This window comes from Marisediminitalea alba, assembly GCF_002993365.1.
Lineage (GTDB): Bacteria > Pseudomonadota > Gammaproteobacteria > Enterobacterales > Alteromonadaceae > Alteromonas > Alteromonas alba.
Genome location: NZ_PVNP01000076.1, coordinates 30,429 through 45,518, shown reverse-complemented (window position 1 = coordinate 45,518; position 15,090 = coordinate 30,429). Strand labels below are relative to the sequence as shown.

Annotated in this window: 17 protein-coding genes; 9 read left to right on the top strand and 8 right to left on the bottom strand. The window is 50.8% G+C overall.

Features of this window, described 5'->3' with window-relative positions:
• Window positions 1–33: 33 nt before the first annotated feature.
• The 7 genes from pqqA to C6Y40_RS08635 all read left to right on the top strand — a co-directional run bounded on the left by pqqA (window position 34) and on the right by C6Y40_RS08635 (window position 5,846).
• Window positions 34–105, top strand: coding sequence for a pyrroloquinoline quinone precursor peptide PqqA (pqqA, locus tag C6Y40_RS25405; RefSeq protein ID WP_073324441.1), 72 nt, complete (start codon window positions 34–36; stop codon window positions 103–105).
• A gap of 164 nt (window positions 106–269) precedes the next feature.
• Window positions 270–1,193 (top strand): pyrroloquinoline quinone biosynthesis protein PqqB, encoded by a 924-nt coding sequence (gene pqqB / locus C6Y40_RS08660; protein ID WP_105934248.1) that lies wholly within the window; start codon window positions 270–272, stop codon window positions 1,191–1,193.
• A gap of 12 nt (window positions 1,194–1,205) precedes the next feature.
• The gene (gene pqqC / locus C6Y40_RS08655) at window positions 1,206–1,964 is read left to right on the top strand and encodes a pyrroloquinoline-quinone synthase PqqC (protein ID WP_105934247.1); all 759 of its coding nucleotides are present in this window, start codon (window positions 1,206–1,208) and stop codon (window positions 1,962–1,964) included.
• A complete protein-coding gene (gene pqqD, locus C6Y40_RS08650; RefSeq protein WP_105934246.1) occupies window positions 1,965–2,240 on the top strand; it encodes a pyrroloquinoline quinone biosynthesis peptide chaperone PqqD in 276 nt (91 codons plus the stop codon).
• Complete coding sequence (gene pqqE / locus C6Y40_RS08645) at window positions 2,233–3,363, top strand: pyrroloquinoline quinone biosynthesis protein PqqE (protein WP_105934245.1); 1,131 nt, start codon at window positions 2,233–2,235, stop codon at window positions 3,361–3,363. The genes pqqD and pqqE overlap by 8 nt, the downstream gene beginning before the upstream one ends.
• A gap of 7 nt (window positions 3,364–3,370) precedes the next feature.
• Complete coding sequence (locus C6Y40_RS08640) at window positions 3,371–4,819, top strand: insulinase family protein (protein ID WP_105934244.1); 1,449 nt, start codon at window positions 3,371–3,373, stop codon at window positions 4,817–4,819.
• Window positions 4,820–5,060: 241 nt separating this feature from the next.
• Entirely contained in the window at window positions 5,061–5,846 is a 786-nt protein-coding gene (locus tag C6Y40_RS08635) for a siderophore-interacting protein (protein WP_105934243.1), read from the top strand.
• Here the strand turns inward: C6Y40_RS08635 and C6Y40_RS08630 are convergent.
• The 5 genes from C6Y40_RS08630 to C6Y40_RS08610 form a co-directional block, all read right to left on the bottom strand.
• Window positions 5,843–6,463 carry a DNA-J related domain-containing protein gene (locus C6Y40_RS08630; protein ID WP_105934242.1) on the bottom strand — a complete coding sequence of 207 codons (621 nt, stop codon included), beginning with the start codon at window positions 6,461–6,463 and terminating at the stop codon, window positions 5,843–5,845. The two genes, C6Y40_RS08635 and C6Y40_RS08630, sit on opposite strands and share 4 nt — an antisense overlap.
• Before the next feature lie 40 nt (window positions 6,464–6,503).
• Complete coding sequence (locus C6Y40_RS08625) at window positions 6,504–7,379, bottom strand: DMT family transporter (RefSeq protein WP_105934241.1); 876 nt, start codon at window positions 7,377–7,379, stop codon at window positions 6,504–6,506.
• 159 nt (window positions 7,380–7,538) lie between these two features.
• On the bottom strand, window positions 7,539–7,679 hold the full coding sequence (locus C6Y40_RS24715; RefSeq protein WP_170308446.1) for a hypothetical protein: 141 nt from the start codon (window positions 7,677–7,679) through the stop codon (window positions 7,539–7,541).
• Between the two features lie 767 nt (window positions 7,680–8,446).
• Entirely contained in the window at window positions 8,447–8,794 is a 348-nt protein-coding gene (locus tag C6Y40_RS08615; protein ID WP_105934239.1) for a Fis family transcriptional regulator, read from the bottom strand.
• Window positions 8,795–8,840: 46 nt separating this feature from the next.
• Window positions 8,841–9,419: a DUF502 domain-containing protein gene (locus C6Y40_RS08610; protein ID WP_105934238.1), complete on the bottom strand. Its 579-nt coding sequence runs from the start codon at window positions 9,417–9,419 to the stop codon at window positions 8,841–8,843.
• Window positions 9,420–9,639: 220 nt separating this feature from the next.
• Between C6Y40_RS08610 and C6Y40_RS08605 the strand changes: the two genes are divergently transcribed.
• Complete coding sequence (locus tag C6Y40_RS08605) at window positions 9,640–10,461, top strand: inositol monophosphatase family protein (RefSeq protein ID WP_170308445.1); 822 nt, start codon at window positions 9,640–9,642, stop codon at window positions 10,459–10,461.
• A gap of 133 nt (window positions 10,462–10,594) precedes the next feature.
• Entirely contained in the window at window positions 10,595–11,569 is a 975-nt protein-coding gene (locus C6Y40_RS08600) for a GGDEF domain-containing protein (RefSeq protein ID WP_105934236.1), read from the top strand.
• Window positions 11,570–11,646: 77 nt separating this feature from the next.
• On the opposite strand, the gene C6Y40_RS08595 is transcribed toward C6Y40_RS08600, so the two are convergent.
• The 3 genes from C6Y40_RS08595 to nagB-II are packed head-to-tail and all read right to left on the bottom strand — an operon-like array spanning window position 11,647 to window position 15,083.
• On the bottom strand, window positions 11,647–12,957 hold the full coding sequence (locus C6Y40_RS08595) for a sugar MFS transporter (protein WP_105934235.1): 1,311 nt from the start codon (window positions 12,955–12,957) through the stop codon (window positions 11,647–11,649).
• Window positions 12,954–14,084, bottom strand: coding sequence for an N-acetylglucosamine-6-phosphate deacetylase (gene nagA, locus C6Y40_RS08590; RefSeq protein WP_105934234.1), 1,131 nt, complete (start codon window positions 14,082–14,084; stop codon window positions 12,954–12,956). The genes C6Y40_RS08595 and nagA overlap by 4 nt, the downstream gene beginning before the upstream one ends.
• Window positions 14,085–15,083, bottom strand: coding sequence for a glucosamine-6-phosphate deaminase NagB-II (nagB-II, locus tag C6Y40_RS08585; RefSeq protein ID WP_105934233.1), 999 nt, complete (start codon window positions 15,081–15,083; stop codon window positions 14,085–14,087).
• Between the last annotated feature and the right edge of the window lie 7 nt (window positions 15,084–15,090).

The following is a 15,090-nucleotide window of genomic DNA, read 5'->3' as shown; positions in this document are numbered from 1 at the left end:
AAGTGTTAAAACGAAGTTAATAAGGAGCCCGTTATGTGGACTAAACCTCAATACACCGAAATGCGTTTAGGCTTTGAAGTTACTCTGTACATCAGCAACAGATAAGAGCTTCATGCCCGGAGAGAGTTTTCCGGAGACGTCATCTCAACAAGACCTATAAAAGGTTGCGCTTTCGCTTAGTAGTGGTGCAGCCTTTTTTATTGGTAACGCTTTTAATTAAATTTTACCGCAACCGTTTAGCGGTTAGGTAACCAATCAGGGCTCATTACATGAAGATTCTGATCCTGGGTGCGGGAGCCGGTGGTGGTTTTCCGCAGTGGAATTGCCACTGTGATAACTGCCGTGGCGTTCGCGATGGCTCCATTAAAGCCTCTCCCCGCACGCAATCGAGTATCGCAGTCAGCGCCAACGGCACTGACTGGGTGTTAATCAACGCCTCCCCGGATTTACGCCAACAAATTAATCATACGCCAGCACTCTGGCCGGCTGATAAACAGCAGCAACGCGGCACCAGTATTCGGTCTATTATCTTAACCGATAGTCAGATAGACCACACCACTGGCCTGCTGACACTGCGCGAAGGCTTACCGCTACCGGTTTACTGTACCGATGTCGTGCACGAAGATTTAACCACAGCCTTCCCGCTGTTCACCATGCTCAAACACTGGCATGGCGGTTTACAGCGGCATAGTATTGATACCGATTATGCAGCGTCTTTCACCCCACAGGGTGCAGAGGGTCTGGTGTTTAATCCGGTGGTACTGGAGTCCAACGCGCCGCCCTATTCCAGCTACCGGGATAAAGTGGTGCCGGGTAATAATATTGGTTTACAAATCACCGATACCGCCAGCGGCAAAAGCCTGTTTTATGCGCCAGGCTGTGTGCAAGCCAGTCCGCTCGTGGAGTCCATGCTTGACCAGGCGTCCTGCGTGTTGTTTGACGGCACCTTATGGCTCGATGACGAAATGATTCAGAAAGGCTTTAGCAATCGTTTGGGCAGTCAGATGGGCCACATGCCGGTAAACGGACCCGACGGTACCGTCAGCCTGCTGAATCGCTTTAACATCGATCGCAAAGTGCTGATTCATATCAATAATACCAATCCGGTTCTGAACGAAGATTCCGAGGCACATCAGTATTTAACTGATAACGATATAGAACTGGCATACGACGGTATGCAAATCACCCTATAAAAGAGGTATCCCATGAGCGAAAAACGCCCCTGGAGCAGAGAAGAATTCGAACAAAGGCTGCGTGACAAAGGCCAGTATTACCATATTCATCACCCTTTTCATAAGGCCATGAATCAGGGTAAATGTAGCAAAGAACAAATTCAGGGCTGGGTGGCCAACCGTTTCTTTTATCAGCAATGTATCCCGGTAAAAGACGCCGCCATTCTGGCTAACTGCCCGGATATGCAAACCCGCCGCAAATGGATACAGCGTATTCTTGATCACGATGGCGAAGAGGGTGATCCACGCTTAGGTGGCATCGAAGCCTGGCTGCGCTTAGGCGAAGCTGTGGGCCTTGACCGCCAGGACATTCTTGACGAAAAGCTGCTTTTACCAGGGGTTAAGTTTGCAGTGGGCGCTTATGTGAACTTTGCCCGCCGCGCGACCTGGGAAGAAGCCGCCTGTTCTTCTCTTACCGAAATGTTTGCCCCGGAAATTCATCAGAGCCGACTGGACACCTGGCCGGAACACTATCCGTGGATAGATGCAGAAGGGTTTAAATATTTTCAGATGCGCCTGAGCCAGGCCCGTCGTGATGTTGAACACGGCTTACAAATAACCCTGGATCACTTTACTACCCGTAAGCTACAGGAAAAAGCGCTCAACATCCTGCAATTTAAGCTGGATGTGTTGTGGTCACTGGCCGATGCCATTAGTCTGGCCTATGAGTTTGAGCGTCGCCCGTTCCACGGCGTGGCCGACCAGAGTATCTGCCATAAGGGGTTGATGTAAGTGAGTGAATTAGCCAGCAAAGTGCCCAAACTGAACCGTTTATTTAAGTTTCAGTTTGAAAAAGCCCAGGACTGCTACGTTCTGCTGTTTCCGGAAGGCATGATAAAACTCAACGGCAGCGCATCTGCTATTCTGTTACAGGTAGATGGCACGAAATCCGTTGGCGATATCGTTGCCGCACTGCAAGCCGAATATCCCGATGCCGAAGGTATCGAAGAAGATGTACTGACTTTTTTTGAGCATGCCGAACAAAAACGTTGGATAAACTATGTCTGAGAATGGCTCTGGCGCTCCACATCAGCCTGGCCCGCCGTTATGGTTACTGGCAGAGCTGACCTATGAGTGCCCGCTGCACTGCCCCTACTGCTCAAACCCAGTCAATCTGGGTTCCAGAGAGCAGGAGTGTGATACCGACACCTGGTTAAAAGTACTCAGCGATGCACGGGAAATGGGCGCGGTGCAGTTGGGTTTTTCCGGCGGTGAGCCGCTCCTGCGCAAAGATTTGGAGCAACTGGTGGCCCACGCCAGTGGACTGGGCTATTACACCAACCTGATTACTTCTGGAATCGGCTTAACCGAAAAGCGCATTGCCGCGCTGCGCGAGGCAGGGCTTGACCATATTCAGTTAAGTTTTCAGGCCGCTAATGCCGACGCCAATGATTTAATTGGTAACAAGCGCCACTCCTTTGAACAAAAACTCAAAGTGGCGAAGCTGGTTAAGCGGTTCGAGTATCCCATGGTCCTGAACTTCTGCCTGACCGCGCAGAACATTCATCAGATTGAAGAAGTCATGGCGCTATGCTGCGAACTGGAAGGCGACTATGTGGAACTGGCAACGGTGCAGTACTACGGCTGGGCGTACCTGAACCGCGACCATCTGTTACCCAGTCAGGCCCAGCTTATTGAAGCCGAAGCTAAGGTGAATGTCTTTCGCGACAAGCAGGATGGCAAAGGTCCGCACTTTATTTTTGTCACGCCTGACTATTACGAGGAACGTCCCAAGGCCTGTATGAATGGCTGGGGCACTACTTTCCTTACTGTCGCGCCGGATGGCAGCGCATTACCGTGTCACAGCGCTAAAATTCTGCCGCTGACTTTCCCTAATGTAAAAGAAAAGTCGGTGCGGGATATCTGGTTTGATGATTTTGCCTTTAATCACTTCAGAGGCAATGACTGGATGCAGGGGCCGTGTGAAACCTGCGACGAAAAAGACCTCGATTTTGGCGGCTGTCGCTGTCAGGCTTATATGTTAACCGGCGATATGTACAAAACCGATCCGGTCTGTTCTAAATCACCGGATCACCATTTAATGGCCGAAGCCGTGGCAAAATCTCAAACGCCTGAGCGCGAATTAGTGTATCGTGACCCCAAAGTAAAGATCCCAATTACGGAAATCTGAATCAGCCATGGGTAACCAGACACGCCTGGGTAACGGCCTCAACGTTGTCAGCTTCAAGCAACTTGCACAAGAATACGGTGCAGCTTTTGTGGTGCCCACTCCCGCCGTAGACAGCTCGGGCATCGCCCACCTGGTTGAGCATCTGGTATTCCGTTATTCCGATCGTTACCAGCAGCGCCATGCCTTATTTGCGGCCAACAGCGTGCTGCCGGTGAAAATAAACGCTTCCAGCCACAACGGCTTTAGTTATTTTTACGCCGTGTCGCCCAGCAAATCGGTGTTGCTGAAGATTGTGGGCTACCTGTACGCGGGCTTACAACAAATTGAATACCCCACCGACGACATTAAACGCGAGCGGGATGGCGTAATTGCCCGTGAGCTTGCCATGTACGAGGCAACGCCCGACTACCAGGCGCAAATGAGTATCTGGCGTGGTGACCGCTCACCGGATTGCTACCATCACTGGGGCGGTTATTGCGATACTTTAGCCGAGATCCATGCGGAAGATGTTGCAGCATATAAATCCCAGTATTATCAGCCGGAGCACATCACACTGCTACTGGCAGGCCTTGAGGCCGACGAACTGCCCCTGCTGTGTACTGCCATCAGTAAACCTACCGATAATACTTATGTTCCTAAGGAGCATCGCTTTTTCAGTGATACGCTGCAGGATGATTATATTTTCAGTTGGTGGCTGCCTGAGTGCTATATCGATGGCCTGTTATCGGCCCAGTCTCGTTTAAACGAAGCCATGAAACCCTACAACATGCGGGTGTTTGTGGAAGACTCGGCCAACCACGTTAAAAAGTTTGCCCTGCGGCTGATTGGCCGCCCTGGCCAGCTTATAGCAGCACAACAGACGCTGGTAGACGAAGTCCGTCATCTGCATATTGTGCCCAAGCAGCATATTTTCTTTGAATCGAAATACCCTGAAACCATCAACGCCCTGTTGGCGTGGTATCACGGGCAGCTGCCGCTTAACCGCAAGGTGGTAGCGCTATCTGAGGCGCTCACCTTAACACCGGTAATAACGGGCGCACGTCCGCTCAAAAAGCCTGTGATCCGCATAATGGAGCGCAAAGCCGACGCAGAAGTATCCTGCCCGCTGGTAACGGATACGCTGGAAAATCATGCCCCCCAGGTGCCGGCAGAACTGCCAAACCGTCTCGCTCCGTTAGCCTCAAAGCTGGGCGATAACCTTCACTTTGCCTGCGACTTACAGGATTGGATCCTGCATTATTCCCTGACCGGCATGTCGGCAGACCAACAAAATACCTTTCTTAAAGACGTCATGTGCGACGAGCGTTTATGGCTGCCACGCACCGGTGGCCACTGCTATGCAATGGGCGTTCAGCGAGTTGATAATGGATTGCGAATATACGGCGTAATGGATGATGAGCCCCAGCAACGCCGCGAAGCAATGGAGCAACTCCTCGCCCGCTATCGCCATTTATAAATAGCCTCGCCATTCTATTTTACCAATTAACCCGTTCGATTAGACAACTTTAATTACAAATGATTCTTATTTATAATTATCGACAGATAACCTGATCGCTGCGTCCGATGCTCTCCGGGCAGCGTTACAAACAGGTATGATTAAATCCGAGCAAGCCGGTCTCTCGGTTTGCACCTGCCAACTCCTCTCCTCTTTACACGGACGATTAGGAAAGGTTTTCGACCCATTATAAGGAGTGACTATGAAAAAACGGCAATACTACCAATTACAGGTACTGAGCACAGAACGCCTGACCCCCAATTTACAACGACTGGTCCTTAGCGGTGACGACTTAGCGTCTTTTCCGGATGCTCCCGCTGGCAGCTACATCAAATTGTTATTTAACCAGTTTGGTGAACCACAACCTACCGCGCCGCAAGAGGGCCAGAGAATACTGATGCGTACTTATACCGTACGTGCGCTGAACAAAGCTGCGAATACCCTGACCGTTGACTTTATGCTCCACGGCGAGGGCGTTGAGGCCGGCCCTGCCTCTCACTGGGCACAATCAGCCCAGCCCGGCGACACCATTATGGTGGCAGGCCCGGGCACTTCCAAGGGCCTGGCGCCTGAACACGACTGGGTGATTCTGCTGGGTGACATGACTGCGCTGCCAGCTATCAGCGCACAGTTAGAAGCCTTGCCTGAGCAAACCCGCGGCTATGCCATTATCAGTATCGTGAGTGAAGCAGACAAGCAGCCGCTGCAAGCGCCCGCTGGTATCGAAGTTATCTGGCTAGTGCAGGCTGGCAGCGCCGGTCTGGCCAAAAGCCTGCTGGATATCGAATGGCTGCAAGGTGAGCCGGCAGTCTGGGCGGCTTGTGAGTTTTCCTCAATGCGCGCAATTCGCAGTACACTGGACGTGGAATTTAACGTTCCGCGCACGCAGGTGTATGTCACCAGCTACTGGCGCGAGGGCCGCTCTGAAGATCAGCATAAAATTGACAAGCGGGAAGACGCCCAGCAATACACGCAGCTGGTCAGCTAATTATGCTGACCGCATAAAATACGATAAGCCTGGCTAATTTCCTGGGCTTTGGCCGTACTGCCTCCCTTATCGGGATGATGCTGCTGAAGTAATTTACGGTACTGTTTTTTTAGCTCTGCAGTGGTGAGTTCACCTTCGGTATCCAGCTCAAGCGTCAGCCTTGCTTTGGCCACATCGCCGGGCGGCAGATCGCGGCCAGCCATGCGCTGCCAGAAATCATCCAGCAAGGCCTCCACGTCGGCTCCGTTGGTATCGGTAAAGTTACCCCAGTTAAGGTAGTAAGCCTTGAGACCGTCGTGCCCGGTCACCCCTGCCGTATAGGCCGTTGCCGGTTTCAATCTGATGTTAAGAGTATGAATATCCAGCTCGCCCAACCCTTGCTGCCGCCACGCCTCGCTTAACGAATACAGGGCATTAAACAGCACAAAATGACAGCGAAACATCGCGAGCGGCTCGCTCAGCTCTACCCCATCAAACAACAGCCAGGGCGGCTGTTGCAGCTGTTTAATCAACTGGTATTCAGAAATCCCTTCATTAAACACCGCTTTCAATTCGGTTAATGCTTCAAGCAGCACCGGGTCGGTATAGTCGGGCAACGCTTTTCCTTTATCGCTCATAATATTCTTAGCCTAGCGCGGACCAGGCGGAATTGCGAGATCAGGTCCACATAACCAGTATGGCCGCCAGGCCGATGAGCACCAGCCCCACAAATTCATGACGTCGTACAGGCTGTTTAAACCAAACAATGGTAATAAGCATGGTAGTAAGCACTTCCAGCTGGCCGAGGGTTTTTACGTAAGCAACATGCTGCATCGCCATTGCGGTAAACCAACCGATGGAGCCAATACAACTGGTGACGCTGGCAGCGATAACCAGCCCCGGCCGGGCCGCCAGCTTTTTAAACGTTTCGGGTTGCCTGGCGGTAATAAATGTACACAGCAACACCGTTTGCAGCGACAGAACCCAAAACAACACCCACCCCGCAGCCTGCACGTAGGGCAGTCCCAACGCATGACTCGCCTCGCGTGCATACAGGGAAGTCAGCGCAAAACAGCTTCCACAGGCGAGTCCGATAGCCACGGTTTTCGCCGATAAGTCGCCACCCCGGCGCCAGCCACTCAGCACAAATACCGCCACCGCACCAATCAGAATACCCAGCCAACCTAACAGGCTGAGTTCGCTGCCAAAAAACAACATACCCACCACACCGGCCACCAGCGCTTCACTTTTGGCCAGCCCCGCCCCCACGGCAAAGTTCTTCTGTTTGAATAACACCACCATCAGTGAGGTGGCAGCAATCTGCAGCAGTGCGCCTAAAACGATAAACAGCCAAAAACGAGGCGTAAACTCCGGCACGCCGATACCCTCTTCAATAGACACAATACACACGTACGCGGCGGCAATCGGTGGCGCGAAAAGAAAGCGTGACAGGGTGACCCCGGCAGTAGGCACGGTACTACTGAGTTTACTTTGGATGGCATTGCGAAATGTTTGAAAGAACACCGCCATCAGGGTGAAAAAGATCCAGGCCACAAGCTAATTTCTAAACAAAATAAGAGGGCCTATAGGTTACGCTATTTAGCAGAGAATGTGTTGATTACTCTGCACCTTTATAACGTAGACGGACAGTGGTGACCGCAAGGAAAGAGCAAGCACCTGCCCCGAATAAGGCTGGTGCTTAGCCTTTGTCCATCAGCCAAAGATCATCAGTTTAATGCTTTGCGCAAAGGCCGGATTACCGGCCATTACCGCCACAAAGGCACTACTCCCTGCAATAAAAGCCGGTGCATATTTTTTAAAGAAAGCAGGTTTATTCTGGATTGCGTTATTCATAGTGATTTCCTTTTTAAGTAACAAACACAAGTGATTTATTATCCAGAAACGGCAATCAGTGTAGGTGTGACAGTAATGGCGAATTTAATGATGATTGAAGCCTCCGCTTTTTGTCGGATGCCGAGAGCACTGTCTTTACTTTTGTAGGTTAAAACTTCCTGCTTTTTTTGTGGTTCTGTTATGGCGAAATTAATGGTGATTGAACTCTCCGCTTTTTGTCGGGGTGCCGAGGGCACTGTTTTTACTGTTGAAGGTAAAAACTTCCTGCTTTTTTTTGTGGTTCTGTTATGGCGAAATTAATGGTGATTGGAGTCTCCGCTTTTTGTCGGGGTGCCGACAGCACTGTTTTTACTGTTGAAGGTAAAAACTTCCTGCTTTTTTTGTGGTTCTGTTATGGAGAAATTAATTGTGATTGAACTCTCCGCTTTTTGTCGGATGCCGAGGGCACTGTTTTTACTTTTGAAGGTTAAAACTTCCTGCTTTTTTTGTGGTTCTGTTGTGGCGAATTGTTGGCCGACAAAAAGTTTAGGGAAAGCGTAGGCTCGTCACGGACGACGAGCCAGGGCAGGCGGGCAGGACGCCCGCTCTGCCTCGTTAGGTTCACCCTTTTTGTTGGCCAGCATGCTGTTTCGCCACATAGAACTGAGGGGGGTCCAGGGGGAACCTCACTGTTCCCCCTGGGTGCTGTCGGCACCCCGACATATGGCGAGAAAACTATAATAGTGAGGAATAGTGTTTATTGCGAAACACTTCAAAGTGCTCTTTAATTAGCAATGAATTAACCTTTTCTGCCAGTCACCACTGTGCTCACGCTCACAGCTTTCTTCACTGTCGAAGCACACATGACGACAGATATCCTTTACCTTTATCCCTACTTTTAACAGATGCTGCTGAATCAACTGGCGAAGCTTTGTATCGTTTTCTTCAATAGTGAGCCGCCTTACGTCTTCGTCGTGTTCAAATACGCAGGTGACCATCAGGCTCCCCGGAAACTGCTCATAACGGGCAGTATGAGTGAGCCACTGAAAACCGATTTCCCAGTCCTTAGCGGTTTCACAGGCCAGAGTGAGCGCTTTGACCACGTTATTATCGAGCTTTTTGATAGTTTTCTTCATAATTAAACGCTCCGATATCTTTGCTGAACAGACACTTAGCTAACGTCTATTTAGCGTCTTTCTCAATCGAGTTACCGCCGGTCACCGCTATCCGCATGGCCGTTTCAACATCGATATCCAGCGGCGTTATTCTGTCTCGCTCAAGGTAAATGGTATAACCCCCAATCTGGTAGCTTAACGGCAGATACACGGCCACTTTATCTTCGCCGGGAAACAGCTTGTTGGCGACTTTTTCACTGGTCATAAACCCCACCAGTTTAATGCCATTATCCAGCTCAACGGCAACGGCCTTTTTGGCTTCCTTTTCTTTTTTCACCTCAAACAGTTCTACCGCATCCTGCACGGCGCCGAATAAGGTTTTCACCACCGGCACACGGGCAAAAAGACGTTCACCGAGCAAAATAACCCAATTGAATAAATACGCATTAATCAAAATGCCGATGGCTGTAAGCGCCAGGATAACCGTCACTACCCCAAGGCCGGGAAAGTAATATTGCGCAGGAATAAGTGGCGATAATAACGCCTCGGTGGAGCTGACCAGCCATACCAAAAAGTAAATAGTAATGGCGAAGGGCAAAATAGTAACCAGGCCCTTTACGGGTAATAACAATAATTTATTAAGCATTAGCACTCTACTGAAAAAAGTGAACCGTGTTGACGGGACCGATAACGGATCTGGCATTGTAGATCAGTCCACAGGTTATTTTAATCACGTTCTGCGGTGGGTTATTACGGCGGTTATAAGCCACGTACCGCACCGGCAAACCACTATTATAAAAAGATCACTGGCACACAAAGCTAAAGATGTCAGTATAAGCAGAGTAACCCATCACAACAGGACGACAATGTTGAACAGCGAACAACTTCATCAATTAGCCGATATTTGCCGTCAGGCTGCAGATACCGAAATTATGCTGAGATTCAGAAAGCTTGTCAGTGAGCAGGTTGAAGAAAAGCAGAATCATCACGATTTGGTAACGGTTGCCGATCAGGCCGCCGAAACCTTTATTCTGAACAAACTCCGCGCCCTGTATCCGGATGCCCTGTTGATTGGTGAGGAGAGTGTTTACCAGGACCCAACAGCGTTGTCTCAATTCAACAATGCAGCGCTTAGCTTTGTGTTAGATCCCATTGATGGCACCTGGCATTACGCCAATGGCTCGGTGAATTTTGGCGTGATGCTGAGTGTCGCCAGCTATGGTGAAGTTGTCGCCGGGATCATTTTTGAACCCGTCAGCGGCGATTATATGTGGGCCATTAAAGGTCAGGGCGCGTTTGACCGTGTTGATGGGCAGGACCGTCCATTGCAAGCGGGTAAACAATCTTCACTGCCCCTCAGCGAAACCATGGGCTGCTTTTCATTCGGGGTTTCTAAAGGCGCCGACAAACCACGAGCCCTGCAGGCGGTTATGCAGATGGGCAGAGTCATGGATTATCGCTGTGCGGCGGCCGAGTACCGCCTGCTCAACACCGGTGCCACTGCCTTTGTTATCTTTCAGGGAACGCTTAATCTGTGGGATCATGGGGCCGGGCTATTGATCAGTAAGGAAGCCGGTGCGGTTGCCCGCATGCTCGATGGCGCCGATTACTCGCCACAGGTAACGGGTAAATTGTTGGTAGCAGAAAGCGAAGCCCGCTGGAGTGAGGTGGCCGCATTATTTACCTGAACCACTAAAATAATGTCTTATATTTTGGCTGATATCGCGATTTAGCATTAAGCTCAATGAAGTAGCAACAGGAATTAATCTCGCCTTAGGACTCAAATACCAACGGCATTGATGTTGATTAAGCGGAGGCGGTATGCTGGACCGAATATTTGATGGAAGCCTGATGCCACACGGGCACTGCCTGCTGTGGCGTTGGGATTTGTTATTTTTGCATCTCGGCGGCGACCTGTTAACGGTCATGGCCTACTCACTTATCCCTTTTGGGATTTTCTATTTTCTGCACAAACGTAAAGATCTTAACTTTAATGGCATCGCCATGCTGTTTGGTGGGTTTATTGCCTTTTGCGGTGCTTCACACCTGGCCGGGCTCATTAACATATGGCATGGCTACTATTTTATAGAGGGTGTTATTAAGTTTGCTACCGGGGTTATATCCATTGTGACTGCGGTATGTTTGTGGCGCTTAATGCCCACGCTTATCAGCATCCCCAGTATTGATATGCTAAAGCAGCGTAATGCCGAGCTCGAAAGTCTCAGAACGGAGCTCGAGGAAGCCAACAAATCGCTGGAAGAAAAAGTAAAACAGCGCACACAGGAACTCGAACGTCAGGCCAATACCGATACCGTAACCGGTGTCGCCAGTCGCTTTGCCATTATGGATCGGCTTAGTCGCTGCTACCTTGAATATCAGCGTTACCATCGCCCGTTTTCTATTTTGATGATAGATGTGGACCACTTTAAAGACATTAACGATAACCATGGCCACCAAACCGGCGATACGGTACTGCATGAACTGGCCATGTGTATTGCCAGCAATGTCAGACAGCCCGACTCGGTAGGTCGCTACGGCGGTGAGGAATTTTTAGTCATATTGCCGGAAACACCAGGCGAACAAGCACATGAGCTGGCCGATCGGATCCGTCTTGCCGTTGAAGCAATGACACTCACCAGTAACATTACTATTACCTGCAGCATTGGTGTGGCAACCATCAGCGCCAGCATTTCTGATGACGGGCTGGTAAGTCGGGCCGATAAAGCGCTGTATAAAGCCAAAAACGCCGGGCGCAATCAGGTTGTATCCTATGCCAGTGGGATGGCAGACGGCTGATAGCAGCAAAAAAGCCCCGCTAGCGGGGCAAGAGGTCACACATCAATTACGCACAGCGTTCACGCTGTTACTGATTTTTACCAGCTTGCTTTTTTATGACCAAAGATGGCGTAGTAGCCAATAAACAAATAACACGGGATCATAATGGCATAGGCCAGCTGTGAAGAGAGCACATCGGCAAGGCCGCCATAGGCCAGTGGTAAAATTGCACCACCGGCAATGCCCATAATCAGAATTGCCGAGCCTTGCGGGGTAAATTTACCCAAACCGGCCAGCGCCAAAGGCCAGATCGTTGGCCAAACCATTGCATTGGCTAACCCTAACAGCGCAATCATGGCGATGGTATCTGGTACTTCGGGCAGGCCCATCCAGCCCCAGAGCAGGGAAGACAGCAATGTTGAATCGTCCGAGCCCAGCAAAATCGCTGCCGTCAGTACCAGCCCTAATCCGGCGGATGCCTTTAGTGCAGCAGCCTGTGAAATAACCCGGGGAATACACACCAAGCCAAGCAGATAGCCCACCACCATGGCGGTCATGGTAAACGAGGTGAGTGAGGTAGCATTGGCAACACCCAGTGAAGAGCCGTACAGGCCAATAGTGTCGCCGGCAATAACTTCCACTCCCACGTAACAAAACAGGGCTACCGCGCCAAGCACCAGATGCGGAAACTGCATCACCGAACCGGAAACTTCGGTAGCGGTATTTTCATCCTCAAAGCGAATATCAGGTAGGTTTACTTTCATTAACCCCAACGCTAGCAGACCCAGCGCAATCGCCATACCGATGTAAGGCTGAATAAGTTTAAAAGACATCTCGTTAAGTTGGATATTGCGCTCGGTTTCGCTCATCTGTGCCAGAGATACCTGGTTAACATGGCCGAAATCACCTAGCACCAGCGCCGTAAAAATCAGCGGTGCTAATACGCCGGCAAATTTATTCAGCAAGCCCATAAAGGCGATACGGGCCGCGGCACTGTCTGGCGAGCCAAGGTGCACAATAAACGGATTGGAAGCGGTTTGCAGAATGGTCAGGCCGGATCCCACCACAAACTGGGCAAGTAAGAAGATAATAAACGTTTTGCTCAACGCGGCCGGTACAAACAGCAGACAGCCGCCGGCAATCATCGCCAGGCCCAGCGACATACCTTTTTTATAGCCGGTACGCTCAAGGATTTTGGCCATTGGCAGTGCCATCACCACGTAGGCGACATAAAAACAGAAGGCGATAAACAGCGCTTCCATTTCACTGAGCTCGCACACCATTTGCAAAAAGGGGATCAGGGCGCCGTTAAGCCAGGTGACAAAACCAAAGATAAAAAATAACAAACCAATAGTTAGCACCGGCATCAGACTGCGGCTACCCGGTTGGGCAACAGATTGCGTATTCATAGGGTTATCTCTCCGTTAGCAACGGCGTTACCGCGCAACCAAATGGTCTCAATGTTAAGTGCATCGTCAAGCAATATTAAATTGGCCGTCTGCCCTACTGCAATACTGCCAAGGTGTTCCTCCTTGCCCATAAAGCAGGCGGGCGTATGGCTGGCCATAGTACTTACCTCTGGTAGCGTAAAGCCCAGGTCGCGGTGACAGTTTAGTAACGCGGTATGCATATCCAGACAAGAACCAGCCAGCGTCCCTTCCGGCGTAACCAGCTTATCGCCATGACGCTCGATAACGGTATTAAAAAAGGCCAGTTCCGTTAAGTCTGTGCCCACATGGGCCATGGCATCGGTCACCAGCATGGTGCGCTGTGCGGTTTTAGTTTTTATTGCCAGCGCAGCGCTTTGCGGGTGTACGTGATGATGATCCACAATCAGGCCGCAGTAGGCATCGCTGTGATTAAGCGCCGCTCCCACCATACCCGGCTCGCGGGATTGTAGGGCCGACATGGCATTGTACAAATGGGTAAATCCGCTGGCACCAGCTTGCAGAGCTGCCATGGCCTGTTCGTAGGTAGCATTGCTGTGCCCCAACGCCACTACCACACCGGCGGCCACAAGTTCGCGAATAAATCCAACGTCCACATTATCCGGTGCCACGGTCACCAACACCCGGCCCAGATCCTGGCGGGATAAAATAGCCAGTTCACTGTCTTTGGGATGGCGAATAAAGCCCGCTTCGTGAACGCCTTTTTTGGCCACGTTAAGAAACGGCCCTTCAAAGTGCACGCCTACGATGGTGGGGTGGTCCTCAGCTATCACTTCGGCAATAGCATCTGCGGCTCTTGCCATAGCCGGCTCACCATCGGTGATTAACGTGGGTAACATTGAGGTGGTACCGAAACACAGGTGAGCCCGCGCCAACTTATCAAGACTGGCAGCGTCTGGCTGCTGATTAAATAACACGCCTCCGCCGCCATTTACCTGGGTATCAAAGTAGCCCGGGATCAGCGTACCTGCCTGCACCGGCTCGCTGCCCGCCAGCTCAATTGCCACAATAACTCCATTTTCAATAATAAGGCTGGTATTTTCCAGCACACCGTTCGGGGTGATCACCCGCTGTACACACATCTTCATTTATAGGGTTTCCGTTACTTTGTTCAGCCCCGGCGGCGTATCAGGATCGAGGCCCATTTCCATCGCCACCTGCTCAATATCCAGGTAAAAACGCTGCATCAGCAGTAAGGGTACCACTCTTTTGTGCAAGGTCGTGTTGGCGCAGTCCATTTTCACCATGTTAGCACCCCGCTGACGCACATTGTCTGACATCGTATGATGATAGGGCTGCGACTCATCGGGTATGTCCAGATCGACAATCAACAATGGCTTTTCAGCCAGGGTTACCGGCCCGTGAATAAACTCTGCACTGCTGAATGATTCAGCGTGGATGCTCAGCACTTCCTTGAGTTTAAGCGCCACTTCCCTTGAGATCGCGTAACCAAAGGCGCGCCCTAATACTATGCAGTTCTGAACACCCTGCAAATGTTCGGTTTTAAGTTGTGGGGGCTGTTCGCAAACGGCTTGCATGGCCGCTGGCAAATCGGCAAGCGAAGCTTCCAGGGCTTTGTTCTCAGACCAAACGGCACATAACTGCAGCAGCGCCGATAAACTGGCCAGATAACTCTTGGTAGCTGCCACCGCCTGCTCTTTGCCAGCACGTATGGGTAACACGGCATCACAAATGGACGCCAGCGGTGAACTCTCATCATTTACCAGTGCCACCGTGTAAGCACCGCCCTGCCTGGCAAATTTGGCCTGATGCAGAATATCCGGGCTTCGTCCTGACTGTGAAATCACAATCACCAGCGCATTTTTCAGGTTAAGCTGTTTATTGAAAATTCCCGATACCGAAGGTGCCGCAGCGCACACCGGGATCCCCAGTTCCACTTCGTAAAGATATTTGGCAAACACACCTGCATGATCAGAAGAGCCCCGGGCTACCATCATGATCATACTCGGCTGCAGAATACGTAAAGTTTCGGCAAGCGCATCGCACACGGGCTTGTTGTGTTTAAGCTGATCGGCAATTACTGTGGCGGCCTGACGGGCCTCCTGCGCCATAATACTGTTGGTCATTATCCCT

Coding starts and splice junctions, on each gene's coding strand:
- pqqB (WP_105934248.1), top strand. CDS start 270: ATGAAGATTCTGATCCTGGGTGCGGGAGCCGGTGGTGGTTTTCCGCAG.
- pqqC (WP_105934247.1), top strand. CDS start 1,206: ATGAGCGAAAAACGCCCCTGGAGCAGAGAAGAATTCGAACAAAGGCTG.
- pqqE (WP_105934245.1), top strand. CDS start 2,233: ATGTCTGAGAATGGCTCTGGCGCTCCACATCAGCCTGGCCCGCCGTTA.
- C6Y40_RS08640 (WP_105934244.1), top strand. CDS start 3,371: ATGGGTAACCAGACACGCCTGGGTAACGGCCTCAACGTTGTCAGCTTC.
- C6Y40_RS08635 (WP_105934243.1), top strand. CDS start 5,061: ATGAAAAAACGGCAATACTACCAATTACAGGTACTGAGCACAGAACGC.
- C6Y40_RS08630 (WP_105934242.1), bottom strand. CDS start 6,463: ATGAGCGATAAAGGAAAAGCGTTGCCCGACTATACCGACCCGGTGCTG.
- C6Y40_RS24715 (WP_170308446.1), bottom strand. CDS start 7,679: ATGAATAACGCAATCCAGAATAAACCTGCTTTCTTTAAAAAATATGCA.
- C6Y40_RS08615 (WP_105934239.1), bottom strand. CDS start 8,794: ATGAAGAAAACTATCAAAAAGCTCGATAATAACGTGGTCAAAGCGCTC.
- C6Y40_RS08610 (WP_105934238.1), bottom strand. CDS start 9,419: ATGCTTAATAAATTATTGTTATTACCCGTAAAGGGCCTGGTTACTATT.
- C6Y40_RS08605 (WP_170308445.1), top strand. CDS start 9,640: ATGTTGAACAGCGAACAACTTCATCAATTAGCCGATATTTGCCGTCAG.
- C6Y40_RS08600 (WP_105934236.1), top strand. CDS start 10,595: ATGCTGGACCGAATATTTGATGGAAGCCTGATGCCACACGGGCACTGC.
- C6Y40_RS08595 (WP_105934235.1), bottom strand. CDS start 12,957: ATGAATACGCAATCTGTTGCCCAACCGGGTAGCCGCAGTCTGATGCCG.
- nagA (WP_105934234.1), bottom strand. CDS start 14,084: ATGAAGATGTGTGTACAGCGGGTGATCACCCCGAACGGTGTGCTGGAA.
- nagB-II (WP_105934233.1), bottom strand. CDS start 15,083: ATGACCAACAGTATTATGGCGCAGGAGGCCCGTCAGGCCGCCACAGTA.